Source organism: Pedobacter sp. Leaf194 (assembly GCF_001423945.1).
Classification (GTDB): Bacteria; Bacteroidota; Bacteroidia; order Sphingobacteriales; family Sphingobacteriaceae; genus Pedobacter.
On sequence record NZ_LMPU01000001.1, the window covers coordinates 966667 to 978529 of the forward strand.

The following is an 11863-nucleotide window of genomic DNA, read 5'->3' on the forward strand; positions in this document are numbered from 1 at the left end:
TAGATTTGAAACAAATTATGAAGATGTTTACCCAAACAAAGTTTTTTACCTGCACTACATTGTTAATTGCTTTAGGCTGTAGTCAAATTGTTAACGCCCAGCAAGTAATTACCATACAACAGGCTGTTGATAATACCCTAAATAATAATCTTACCATAAAGCAGGCCCAGTTTAGCGCTGCAATAACCGACGAAAATTTAACGCAATCTAAATACGCTCTTTACCCAAATTTAAACGCAAGCATCAATCCAAACTTAACATTTGGGCGTGGTTTGGATCAAACAACTTTCCAGGTTACCAATCAAACATCTTTATTTACAAGCGGAAATTTAAGCACCAATGTTGACCTTTTTCGCGGATTTGAAAAAGTAAACCAGATTAGACAGAATAAGTTGCTTTTAGCTGCAGATCAAACTAATGTTGATAAGGTTAAAAACGACTTGATTTTAAATGTTGTTACTGCCTATCTGCAGGTGTTGTACAATACTGACCTGGAGCGGGCTTCGAAAGAGCAGCTGGAGATCGCAAACAAAACCCTGACCAGAGAAAACGCCTTGCTTGATGCCGGAAACAAAACCCTTGCTGATATTTCGCAAGCCAAATCGCAGGTAGCCATAGCAGAACTGAATTTAACAAACGCACAAAATGCACTGTCAATTTCTTACCTAACCCTAGGCCAGTTGATGGAGATGCAACCAAATCAACGTTTTGTGGTTCAGGCTCCTTTAATCGATAATGTTAAAGCGGCGCCATCAGCTGCAAGTCCTGAAGAGATTTACAATAATGCCCTAAGCATTTTTCCCGACATAAAATTAGCGAATCTACGTTCGGAGGCAGCAAAACAAGGGATAGCCGTAGCAAAAGGGGCTTACTCGCCATCCTTAAGTTTAGGTGCCGGCCTTAATACTTCATATTCATATCAGTTTAAATATAACGGGCAATTTCCACAATCGTCTTTCACCGACCAAATTAACCAGCGTTTGGGCCAAAGCATTGGTATGAGTTTGCAAATTCCCATTTTTAATGGCTTCAGTGCCCGCTCTACAGTGAGGAGAGCTAAAATAACTTACCAAAACAGTTTAACAACAGAGCAATTGGCCAAAAACAATTTAAATAAAGTTATCTTTCAGGCAACTACAGATTTAAAAGCCGCTCAGAGTCGGTATGGTTCTACACAAAATGCTTTTAATGCGCAAAAAGATGCTTTCTATGTAGTAGAACAACGTTATAACGTAGGTTTAGTGAACTCGCTTGATTATAGTACGGCACAAACCAACAGAAATAAAGCTGAAATTGATTTTATCCAGGCAAAATACGACCTGTTATTTAGAGCTAAAGTAATTGACTATTATTTAGGCAAACAGATTACATTTTAATAACCAACAAACGAAATACAATAAAATATTATGAAACTGAAGCACATTTTAATTACCATTGGTGTTATCCTTGTTGTTCTAATCGGATTAAGACTTGCCGGTGTAATAGGCGGCAACAAAACTGAAAAGGTTACAACAGAGAAAGCATCTGATAGGACTGTTGTTGAAACAGTAACTGCCAGTGGTAAAATACAACCCGAAACAGAAGTGAAATTAAGCTCGGAGGTATCGGGTGAGGTGGTTGAACTAAAGGTAAAAGAAGGAGATATTGTAAAAGCCGGACAATTACTATGTAAAGTGAGACCAGATGTATTGCAATCGGGTTACGAAAGGACTGTAGCATCATTTAACGCTCAAAAAGCCAGTGTTGCAGCAGCTCAACAACAGCTGATTCAAAACCAGGCTAATTTTGTTAATTCAGAAGCCACTTATAAGCGTAACGTAGAACTGTATAATAAAAAAGTGATTTCAGCTTCGGAGTTTGATGCAGCGAAAGCGGCTTACTTAACCGCAAAAGCAAATTTGGCCAGTGCTAAAGAAAATGTAACAGGTGCGAAATTTACGCTCGAACAAACCGGTGCAAACGTTAAAGAAGCTGGTGCAAACCTTGCAAAGACAACAATTTACGCTCCTGTAGATGGTGTAGTTTCAAAACTTTCCATCGAGCTGGGCGACCGTATTCTGGGTACTTCTCAAATGGCTGGTACGGAGATTATGCGTATTTCAAACCTTTCATCAATGGAAGTAAATGTTGATGTAAATGAAAATGACATTACGCGTGTTAAAGTTGGCGACAAGGCTTCAATTGAAGTGGATGCGTTTTCTGATAAAAAATTTAGAGGTGAGGTTACCGAAATCGCAAGTTCGTCAACTGCTGTGGGTACCACAACTTCTACATCTGTAGATCAGGTTACAAACTTTTCTGTAAAAATCAGGATTACTGAAGAACTTGCCGGCAAACAACAATCTATCTTCCGCCCGGGCATGTCTGCAACTGTAGATATTGAAAGTGAATCGTTAAAAGGTTTAGCAGTGCCAATTCAAGCTGTATTTACAGATAACAAGAATAAATCTGGAGATGCTGGCGCCTCATCGAATAACCAGGAAAATAACGACAAACAAAAATCAAAACTTACTGATAAAACCGTTAAACAGTTCGTTTATATTTATGATGCTACAAGCAAAAAAGTTAAGCAGGCGGAAGTTACCACAGGAATTCAGAACGACCAGTTTATTATTGTAAAAAGTGGTGTTAAAGCCGGACAGGAAATCGTAACGGGACCTTACTCAGCCATTCAAAATAAGCTTAAAGACGGAATGGTTGTAGAAAAAACATCTAAAGACCAGTTATTTAGCAAAGACGCTAAGAAGTAGTGTTTAATTAGTCGCAAGAAAAACAGTAACTTGCAGTGGTTTGAGGTGTAAGGTTTAGGGTTTTAAGGCAGTTTGCCAAACCTAAACCTTGCACCTTTTACCTTAAATTGTTTTTTATAACTATGGTACCAAAAATAGCGATGATTGGCGGCGGAAGCTGGGCTACTGCAATTGTAAAAATGCTATCAGATAATTTAACTGAAAAGGAAATTTACTGGTGGATGAGAAATGCTGAAGCCATTGAGCACATAAAACGCTTTAAACATAACCCCCATTACATTAGTTCTGTCGAAATAAAAATCTCACCTGATAATATTTCTGACGATATAAGTTGCATCATACGGGCGGCAGATTATGTTGTTTTAAATGTGCCTGCTGCCTTTCTAAAAGCTAGTTTAAGCAACATTACTGCTAACGATTTAAAAGGTAAAAAAATTGTCTCGGCCATTAAGGGTATAGTTCCAGAAGATAATCTGATTATTGGCGAATTTCTACACGAGGTTTATCAAATTCCTTATCATGATATTCTGGTTGTGAGCGGACCCTGCCATGCGGAAGAGGTTGCTTTCGAAAAGTTATCGTACTTAACAATTGCCTGCACTGATATTGAAAAGGCATCTTCTTTCGCTTCCTTTTTAAACACAAGGTACATTAAAACCAATGTATCTGATGATATTTATGGAACAGAGTATGCTGCGGTCTTAAAAAATATATATGCCGTAGCAAGTGGTATTTGTCATGGCATCGGTTACGGAGATAACTTCCAGGCCGTGTTGATCAGCAACGCGATTCGCGAAATAAAAAGCTTTGTAAATGCTGTTCATCCCATCAATCGGGATATTATGGAATCGGCATATTTGGGCGATCTGCTGGTAACCGCCTACTCTCAGTTTAGTAGGAACCGAACATTTGGGAATATGGTAGGGAAGGGCTACACTGTAAAATCAGCGCAGCTGGAAATGAATATGGTGGCAGAGGGTTACTACGCCGCGAAATGTATGCACATTAAAAATGAGGCTTATAATGTAGACATGCCAATTTGTAAGGCTGTTCATAATATTTTGTACGAAAACCGATCGCCGCATATTGAGATGAAACTTTTGGCAGAACAGTTAAATTAATCTGTTAGGAGATTTCGCCTAGCGATGTTTAAGTAGCCGGCAGTTTAGCGTTCAGGTTAATGCATTTGAAAGTATCTGTTCCAGTAATTTTGATTACATTAATATTGATACGGCGGTTAAAACAAAAACGAAACACCAAACGTTTAGTATCAAATAAAATATGACGGTCATGAAAAAGAAATTTGCAATAGGATTATTAACACTCGCACTATTTGGCGGTTTAAGTTTGAGCGTAAACGCACAAGAAAAGAAAACCGATGTTGGTAAAGCTTTGGATAAAACAGGTAAAGTAATTGGTAAAGGCGCTAAATCTGTTGGTAACAAAACGGCCGAGGTGGCTGTTAAAGGTGGCTCTAAAGTAGCAGATAAAACCTGGAAAGGCAAGATGGCACCAGATGGTTCTGATGTGTACATTAACGCAAAGAATGAAAAATACTATGTGAACTCAAAAGGTGCCAAAATCTGGTTAAAACCAAGCCAGATTAAAACAAGAGTAGAGAAAAAATAGTGCTTAATAAAAATGGCCGATTGTTTACAATCGGCCATTTCTTTTTTATTAAATAATCGTTCCGTATAAATCGAAATCTTCTGCCCGGTTTATTTTAACATTTACGAAGCTTCCATTTGCCGCGTAGCCAGTGGCAGCGTCAATTAAAACCTCGTTGTCAACCTCAGGCGAGTCGAACTCAGTTCTTCCAACAAAAAAATCACCCTCTTTCTTATCAACAAGTACCTTAAAGGTTTTGCCAACTTTTTCCTGGTTAATGTCAAAAGAAATACCCTGCTGGATTTCCATTATCTCATCAACGCGTTGTTGTTTTATTTCATCAGAAACGTCATCAATGAGTGTGTGTGCATGTGTTTTTTCTTCGTGCGAATAAGTAAAGCAGCCAAGCCGATCGAACTTTGTTTCGGCAACCCACGCTTTCATCTCCTCAAAATCGTGTTCCGTTTCTCCAGGATAGCCACAGATTAACGTAGTTCGCATTGCGATATTTGGCACCCTATCTCTAATCTGATTTACCAAATCGATCGTTTTCTGCTTTGTTGTACCACGGCGCATGGATTTAAGCATGTTATCGGTAATATGTTGTAAAGGCATATCAAGGTACTTGCAGATGTTATCACGCTCATTCATCGCATCCAGAATTTCCATTGGGAAACCTGAAGGATATGCATATTGTAAACGAATCCACTCAATACCCTGAACGTCAGATAAACGGCGCATCAATTCATCCAGTTTACGAACGCCATATAAGTCGAGCCCATAATAGGTTAAGTCTTGTGCGATTAATATCAGTTCTTTCGTACCATTTTTGGCAAGAATTTTGGCTTCGTTAACTAACTCTTCCATTGGCTTGCTCATGTGTTTCCCACGCATAAGCGGAATTGCACAGAAAGAACATGGACGGTTGCAACCCTCTGCAATTTTAAAATAGGCAAAATGAGACGGGGTAGTAAGCAAGCGTTCGCCAATAAGTTCGTGTTTGTAGTTTGCGCCTAACTCATGCAGTATGTTTTGCAAATCATTAGTGCCGAAAAAAGCATCGACATTGGTAATTTCCGATTCCAGTTCTGGTTTGTAGCGCTCAGATAAACATCCGGTAACCACCACTTTGCCAATTTTGCCAGCCTCTTTTAATTCGCTAAACTGTAAAATAGTATCAATGGATTCTTGCTTTGCATTATCAATAAAACCGCAGGTATTAATAACAACGATGTCATCTTTCCCCATTTTGTCGGATTCGTGTACAACATTTAAATTATTGCCGCGAAGCTGACCCATCAAAACTTCTGAATCGTAAATATTTTTGGAACAACCTAATGTAATCACATTGATTTTAGGTTGTTTAATTGTTAAATTTTTTTTTATGGTTCTGGTATTCATATCTTGCTGGTTACGCTTCCCTTAAAGCTTGATTCCACAGATTTTTTCAAGGGTATTTAAACTTTTTAAAGATTGGATGACTTCTAGTGACTGCACAAACTATATCGTCAATTTCAAATCAATCATTACACTGGTATAAAAATTTGTAGTGATTTTCAGTTTAACTACAAATCTGGTTACTTGGCAACTTCAATTGCAAAAGTTAATTAAATACACTTTGATTTATTCCATCACTATAGCTACTTCAAATCTGTGCAATTGAGTAAACTGTGAAATCAAGCAGGCAGTGTATGGTTTTTAACTTTCCAATGAAATTTACTTAAATAAACTATTTACAAACTCCTTTTTATCAAAAAGTTGTAAATCGCCTATTTTTTCACCTACACCAATGTATTTAACGGGTATTTTAAACTGGTCTGAAATGCCAATAACAACGCCGCCTTTTGCCGTACCATCAAGTTTTGTAATGGCCAAAGCATTAACATCTGTGGCTTCTGTAAATTGCTTACATTGCTCGAAGGCATTCTGCCCGGTAGAGGCATCAAGAACTAATAAAATTTCATGTGGCGCGTTAGGAACAACCTTTTGCATCACCTGTTTTATCTTACCAAGTTCATTCATTAATCCAACTTTGTTGTGTAAACGGCCCGCGGTGTCTATTATCACCACATCTTCTCCATTGGCAACGGCAGATTGCAGGGTATCGAAAGCTACTGACGCAGGGTCTGAACCCATTGCCTGAGCCACAACTCTAACACCAACACGCTCTCCCCATAACTTAATCTGATCTACAGCTGCGGCTCTAAATGTATCTGCGGCACCTAAAACAACCTTTAGATTCGCCTCTTTAAGCTTGTGGGCGAGTTTGCCAATGGTAGTCGTTTTGCCAACGCCATTTACGCCTACAACCATAATCACATAAGGCTTATGATCGCCATATTCAAACTGACGGAAATCATTGCTGTTGTTTTCAGATAATAACAACTGAATCTCATCACGGAGTAAGTAGTTTAATTCAGAAGTGTTTAAATATTTATCTTTAGATACCCGTTCTTCAATACGCTTAATAATCTTTAACGTGGTGCTTACGCCTACATCAGAGGTTACCAAAACCTCTTCAAGATTATCAAGTACTTCATCATCAACAGAAGATTTTCCGGCAACAGCTTTTGTTATTTTGTTAAAGAAGCCATCTTTAGTTTTCTCCAAGCCTTTATCCAATGCTTCCTGTGCTTCAGGCGCTGTTTCTTTCTTTTTGAAAAAATCGAATAAACCCATATGTAAATTTTTATATAACAAAAAAAGCCCTTCCGGTTTAAACGGAACGGCCTTTAATATCTTTTAATATTAAAAAATATTAACCTATTTAGATGCGATAGCATCTTTTACGTGGTCGTTATGTACGATAAGTTCTTTGAATGAATAAGCACCTGTTTTTGGTGATTTAATCATTGTGATAACTTTCGAATATTCTTTACCTGTACCTGTTTTAAGGGTTGCAACTACTTTCTTTGCCATGTTTTCTAAAAATTTTTATGATTGAATTAGTGGATTTAATGATGATTGAATATATACTCAATCATTCAATCTATGATTCAATTATTTTATTTCTTTGTGAACGGTTACTTTTCTCAATACCGGATTGAATTTTTTCAATTCCAATCTTTCAGTAGTGTTTTTACGGTTTTTGGTAGAAATATATCTAGACATACCCGGCATGCCACTTTCTTTATGTTCAGTACATTCTAAAATAACCTGAACTCTGTTACCTTTTTTTGCCATTTTATTATAAATTGTAAACTGTTAATCTCAACAGTTAATGTTTTTTACAAAAATCCTTTTTTTACGAAACGGTTAATCGCTTCGCTTATACCCACTTTGTTGATGGTTTTAATCGCCGAAGTAGAAACTTTCAACGTAATCCAACGGTTTTCTTCAGGAATATAAAATTTCTGAAGTTGTAGGTTTGGGTAAAATTTGCGTTTGGTTTTAACGTTTGAGTGAGAAACGTTGTTACCTACCATTGCTTTTTTTCCTGTTAAATCACAAACTCTTGACATGACTTGTAAATATAGTTGTTAATATCGTCCGCTTAATTTTTTTAAGAGTGTGCAAATATCTTAATAATAATTGTAAACGGCAAGAGAGAGTAGCTATTTTTTTAAAATTAAATCAACATTCCATCTCCCTGGTTCTGAAAGCTCAAAATCAATGATTTCTCCCATCACAAAAACCTGCAGGCGCAGCGGAAATTGTAGTCCGGAAAGCGTGTAAAGCGTAGCTGTTTTGGTTACCGCATCTGCTTTCATATCCGTGTATTTTCCTAAAATAATTCTAACATTACTAATTGTCGGGTTATCTGCATTACCAAACTGACGAGGACTTTGTACGCCTGTTTGGTTAACGCCGGAACCCGAACTTGTTTTGGCGTAATCAATATTGATGAATAAAGTTTCGTCTTTTGATTTCTTATTTTTGGTAAAACGAACGTTATCAATGTTTTCACCCTTGCTAAACAGCAGGTATTGATTTGTTTTTTGTAAAGTATCGGTTCTTAATAATGGGCCATTCACTTTAGAAAAAGCCTGTTGAGTAGTGATTAACAGTAAGGCAGCGAGTATTAATTTGATGGGTTTCATACTTTAAAAATAAGATAATATTTAGGTTAAAGCAAATGGAGAAAATTTCCTGGGCAATGTTTTTGATAAACTATCATTGATTAATCCATCAATATTTATATAAATTAGCAGATATAACAATACATACACGAGCAATGCAAATTACTTCATTCGAACAATACGAACAAGATTATAAGAAAAGCGTAGAAAATCCGGAGCAGTTTTGGGGCGAGGTTGCCCAAAACTTTCAGTGGCGTAAACCGTGGTTTAAGGTTTTATCATGGAATTTTCAGGATCCTGAAATTAAGTGGTTCGAGGGTGCGAAGTTAAACATTACGGAAAACTGCCTGGACCGCCACCTCGCTACAAATGGCGATAAGCCGGCAATTATCTGGGAACCAAATAATCCGGAGGAAGAAAGTGTAACGCTTACCTACAAAATGCTGCACGAAAGGGTTTGCCGTTTCGCGAATGTTTTGAAGAGAAATGGTGCAAAAAAAGGTGATCGTATTTGTATCTACATGCCTATGGTTCCGGAACTGGCCATTGCCGTTTTGGCCTGCGCAAGAATTGGCGCTGTGCATTCCGTAATTTTTGGTGGATTTTCTGCCAAATCTATTGCCGATAGAATTAATGATTCGCAATGTAAACTAGTCATAACGGCCGATGGAGCTCATCGCGGCAGCAAACAGATTCCATTGAAGGATGTTATTGATGATGCCCTAATTGGTTGCCCAACTGTTGAGAAATGTATTGTGCTTACCCATGTTCGCACACCGGTATCAATGCTTAAAGGCAGAGATGTTTGGTGGGAAGATGAGGTTAAGCATGTTAACGATATTTGCGAGGCCGAAGAAATGGACGCTGAAGATATGCTGTTTATCCTTTATACTTCTGGGTCAACTGGCAAGCCAAAAGGCGTTGTGCATACCTGCGGTGGCTATATGGTTTATGCTGGCTATACATTCTCCAACGTGTTTAACTACCAGCCGGGCGAAGTGTATTTTTGCACCGCAGATATCGGTTGGATTACAGGACATTCGTACATCGTGTACGGGCCGCTTTCGCAAGGTGCAACTTCCGTTCTGTTTGAAGGCATCCCGACTTATCCAAGTCCATCACGTTTCTGGGACATTGTAGAAAAACATCAGGTAAACACTTTATACACCGCACCAACTGCAATTCGTTCGTTGATGAGTTTTGGCGAAGAACCGTTACACGGAAAAAATTTAAGCTCAATCCGTGTTCTGGGCTCGGTTGGCGAACCGATTAATGAAGAAGCGTGGCATTGGTTCGATGAGAAGATTGGGCATGGCAAGGCGCCGATTGTTGATACCTGGTGGCAAACGGAAACGGGTGGAATTATGATTTCGCCAATTGCATCAGTTACGCAAACAAAGCCAAGTTTTGCAACGTTGCCACTTCCTGGTGTCCAGCCAATTTTGGTGGATGAAAACGGTAACGAAATTGAAGGGAATGGCGTAAGTGGAAATCTTTGTATTAAATTTCCCTGGCCAGGCATGTTGCGCACAACTTATGGCGACCACGAGCGCTGTAAACAAACCTATTTTTCAACCTATGAAAATCTTTATTTTACTGGTGATGGTTGCCTTCGTGATGAAGATGGGTATTACAGAATTACCGGTCGTGTTGATGACGTCCTGAATGTATCAGGTCATAGAATTGGTACAGCTGAAGTTGAAAATGCCATTAATATGCATGCAGGAGTAGTAGAGAGTGCGGTTGTCGGTTATCCTCATGATGTTAAAGGGCAGGGTATTTTTGCTTTTGTAATTTATCCGGAAATGCATGGGGAAGCAGAGTTATCCAAAAAAGACATTCTGCAAACGGTTACCAGAGTAATAGGCGCAATCGCTAAGCCCGATAAAATTTTATTTGTTTCCGGCCTCCCTAAAACTCGTTCGGGTAAAATTATGCGAAGGATTTTACGCAAAATTGCCGAGGGCGAAACGACTAATCTCGGCGATACATCCACATTGTTAGACCCAGCGGTTGTGGAAGAAATTATCGAAGCCGCTAAGCAAATGTAAAACCTCTTAAACAAAAAAAGCTTCCTGATAAAAAATCAGGAAGCTTTTTTTGTTTCGACGAAATTTTAATAACCAGCGTTCTGAGTTAAATTTTTATTCGCATCCATTTCTCTTTGAGGAATTGGAAAAACCAATACATTGGAGTTCCACGGTATCGAACCAATATTAGTTTGCGTTCTTTTTGCATCATGCAACGCAAAACCTTCAAATGCAAGTTCTAATTTTCGCTCCGCTAAAATGTTGGCTAAAGTAGCGGTGGTTGTTGTTAACCCAGCTCTGCTTCTAACAACAGCCAAATCCTGTAAAGGTGTTCTGCCACCAACTGGTGCGGCAGGGGCTAAGCGGACATTTGCTTCAGCTCTGATTAAATACATTTCTGATAATCTGATTATAGAAACATTTCCATAGGGATTTGCATATTTTGAGGTGTACATATCGCCATCATCATAAAATGCGTTAATTCTATCGTCATTGGCTGCATAGGTATTGTTAATCCAATCCTGTGATATTACTGCATCACCACGTCCGCCATAGGTTGACGATCCGTAGAATTCGTTATAACCGTTAAAACCTGTAAGTGTTGTTACCTGCATTGCAAAAACATCTTCTGAGGAATTGACACCCGGAGTTGATCCCATTTCTGGAAATGCATCGATAAATGCCGGTGTAAGTGTATAATTTCCTGATGCAATTACCCTGTTTGCCGCTGCCGCTGCTGCTGCATAGTTTCCCATTTGCAGATATACCCTGGCCAACATTCCTGCTGCAGCGTACTTAGTTGCAAAGAAACCGTTGGTAGCAGGTAACTTTGCTTCTGCATCGGTTAAATCAGCAATTGCCTGGCTGTAAACAGCTGCAACTGAAGCCCGGGTTACATAACTGGCATCGGTAACAGTGGTTGTTGGCGTTAATACGATAGGCACCCCGGGATTAGTTGTTGGGCTTCCATCATTGTATGCTTTACCGAAGAGCCTTACCAGGTCAAAATAAGCGGCACCTCGTATAAATTTGGCCTCGCCTTCAACTTTATTCTTTTTCGCTGCATCAACTTTACTAATTGCAGCAATAACATTATTTGCGTCATTAATTGCGGTGTAACCAGCTGCCCAAACATTATCAACAAAAGTATTTGTTTTTAACAGCTGTTTATTGATGGTTTGCGTAAGCTCTTCGTACGTTCCATACCATTCAATGGCATTGGTATTGGCTAAGAAATCGGCCATTAGGAACGGCCGGCCTCCATAAAAATTCGAGTTGCCAAGTGCGGAATAGGACCCAACGAGCGCAACTTCAACATCTTTTGAGGTTAACAAAGCCTGGCTTTGCTCAATGGTGTCAACCGGATCAATATCGAGCGCCTTTTTGCAGGATGATGCGGCTGCCAAAAGCATCGAGGCAAATAGTAAATTGTATATATATGTTTTTTTCATGATGA

Annotated in this window: 12 protein-coding genes; 5 read left to right on the forward strand and 7 right to left on the reverse strand. The window is 38.8% G+C overall.

What is annotated here, in order from left to right; genetic code table 11:
- Nucleotides 1–17: 17 nt before the first annotated feature.
- From ASG14_RS04440 to ASG14_RS04455, 4 genes are all read left to right on the forward strand, one after another.
- The gene (locus ASG14_RS04440) at nt 18–1376 is read left to right on the forward strand and encodes a TolC family protein (protein WP_056870242.1); all 1359 of its coding nucleotides are present in this window, start codon (nt 18–20) and stop codon (nt 1374–1376) included.
- Nucleotides 1377–1406: 30 nt separating this feature from the next.
- Nucleotides 1407–2750 carry an efflux RND transporter periplasmic adaptor subunit gene (locus ASG14_RS04445; protein ID WP_056869797.1) on the forward strand — a complete coding sequence of 448 codons (1344 nt, stop codon included), beginning with the start codon at nt 1407–1409 and terminating at the stop codon, nt 2748–2750.
- A 122-nt stretch (nt 2751–2872) separates the two neighbouring features.
- A complete protein-coding gene (locus tag ASG14_RS04450) occupies nt 2873–3871 on the forward strand; it encodes an NAD(P)H-dependent glycerol-3-phosphate dehydrogenase (RefSeq protein ID WP_056869798.1) in 999 nt (332 codons plus the stop codon).
- 169 nt (nt 3872–4040) lie between these two features.
- Nucleotides 4041–4379, forward strand: coding sequence for a hypothetical protein (locus ASG14_RS04455; protein ID WP_056869799.1), 339 nt, complete (start codon nt 4041–4043; stop codon nt 4377–4379).
- Nucleotides 4380–4427: 48 nt separating this feature from the next.
- On the opposite strand, the gene rimO is transcribed toward ASG14_RS04455, so the two are convergent.
- The 6 genes from rimO to ASG14_RS04480 all read right to left on the reverse strand — a co-directional run bounded on the left by rimO (nt 4428) and on the right by ASG14_RS04480 (nt 8398).
- Complete coding sequence (gene rimO / locus ASG14_RS04460; RefSeq protein ID WP_056869800.1) at nt 4428–5759, reverse strand: 30S ribosomal protein S12 methylthiotransferase RimO; 1332 nt, start codon at nt 5757–5759, stop codon at nt 4428–4430.
- Nucleotides 5760–6074: 315 nt separating this feature from the next.
- Entirely contained in the window at nt 6075–7037 is a 963-nt protein-coding gene (ftsY, locus tag ASG14_RS04465) for a signal recognition particle-docking protein FtsY (RefSeq protein WP_056869801.1), read from the reverse strand.
- 84 nt (nt 7038–7121) lie between these two features.
- On the reverse strand, nt 7122–7277 hold the full coding sequence (locus ASG14_RS19990) for a DUF4295 domain-containing protein (protein ID WP_082491331.1): 156 nt from the start codon (nt 7275–7277) through the stop codon (nt 7122–7124).
- 81 nt (nt 7278–7358) lie between these two features.
- Entirely contained in the window at nt 7359–7541 is a 183-nt protein-coding gene (rpmG, locus tag ASG14_RS04470) for a 50S ribosomal protein L33 (RefSeq protein ID WP_010599807.1), read from the reverse strand.
- 44 nt (nt 7542–7585) lie between these two features.
- Nucleotides 7586–7819 carry a 50S ribosomal protein L28 gene (rpmB, locus tag ASG14_RS04475; RefSeq protein ID WP_025145121.1) on the reverse strand — a complete coding sequence of 78 codons (234 nt, stop codon included), beginning with the start codon at nt 7817–7819 and terminating at the stop codon, nt 7586–7588.
- Nucleotides 7820–7912: 93 nt separating this feature from the next.
- A complete protein-coding gene (locus ASG14_RS04480) occupies nt 7913–8398 on the reverse strand; it encodes a hypothetical protein (protein ID WP_056869802.1) in 486 nt (161 codons plus the stop codon).
- A gap of 134 nt (nt 8399–8532) precedes the next feature.
- Here ASG14_RS04480 and acs point away from each other — a divergent pair, with 134 nt between their 5' ends.
- Complete coding sequence (gene acs / locus ASG14_RS04485; RefSeq protein WP_056869803.1) at nt 8533–10428, forward strand: acetate--CoA ligase; 1896 nt, start codon at nt 8533–8535, stop codon at nt 10426–10428.
- A 65-nt stretch (nt 10429–10493) separates the two neighbouring features.
- Here the strand turns inward: acs and ASG14_RS04490 are convergent, their stop codons facing one another.
- The gene (locus ASG14_RS04490; protein ID WP_200940312.1) at nt 10494–11858 is read right to left on the reverse strand and encodes a RagB/SusD family nutrient uptake outer membrane protein; all 1365 of its coding nucleotides are present in this window, start codon (nt 11856–11858) and stop codon (nt 10494–10496) included.
- Nucleotides 11859–11863: the final 5 nt, after the last annotated feature.

What these genes read in the sequence shown, in the direction of transcription:
- rpmB (WP_025145121.1), bottom strand. Translation starts at nt 7,819, where the DNA reads ATGTCAAGAGTTTGTGATTTAACAGGAAAAAAAGCAATGGTAGGTAAC.
- ASG14_RS04455 (WP_056869799.1), top strand. Translation starts at nt 4,041, where the DNA reads ATGAAAAAGAAATTTGCAATAGGATTATTAACACTCGCACTATTTGGC.
- ASG14_RS04450 (WP_056869798.1), top strand. Translation starts at nt 2,873, where the DNA reads ATGGTACCAAAAATAGCGATGATTGGCGGCGGAAGCTGGGCTACTGCA.
- ASG14_RS19990 (WP_082491331.1), bottom strand. Translation starts at nt 7,277, where the DNA reads ATGGCAAAGAAAGTAGTTGCAACCCTTAAAACAGGTACAGGTAAAGAA.
- rpmG (WP_010599807.1), bottom strand. Translation starts at nt 7,541, where the DNA reads ATGGCAAAAAAAGGTAACAGAGTTCAGGTTATTTTAGAATGTACTGAA.
- ftsY (WP_056869801.1), bottom strand. Translation starts at nt 7,037, where the DNA reads ATGGGTTTATTCGATTTTTTCAAAAAGAAAGAAACAGCGCCTGAAGCA.
- rimO (WP_056869800.1), bottom strand. Translation starts at nt 5,759, where the DNA reads ATGAATACCAGAACCATAAAAAAAAATTTAACAATTAAACAACCTAAA.
- ASG14_RS04490 (WP_200940312.1), bottom strand. Translation starts at nt 11,858, where the DNA reads ATGAAAAAAACATATATATACAATTTACTATTTGCCTCGATGCTTTTG.
- ASG14_RS04480 (WP_056869802.1), bottom strand. Translation starts at nt 8,398, where the DNA reads ATGAAACCCATCAAATTAATACTCGCTGCCTTACTGTTAATCACTACT.
- ASG14_RS04440 (WP_056870242.1), top strand. Translation starts at nt 18, where the DNA reads ATGAAGATGTTTACCCAAACAAAGTTTTTTACCTGCACTACATTGTTA.
- ASG14_RS04445 (WP_056869797.1), top strand. Translation starts at nt 1,407, where the DNA reads ATGAAACTGAAGCACATTTTAATTACCATTGGTGTTATCCTTGTTGTT.
- acs (WP_056869803.1), top strand. Translation starts at nt 8,533, where the DNA reads ATGCAAATTACTTCATTCGAACAATACGAACAAGATTATAAGAAAAGC.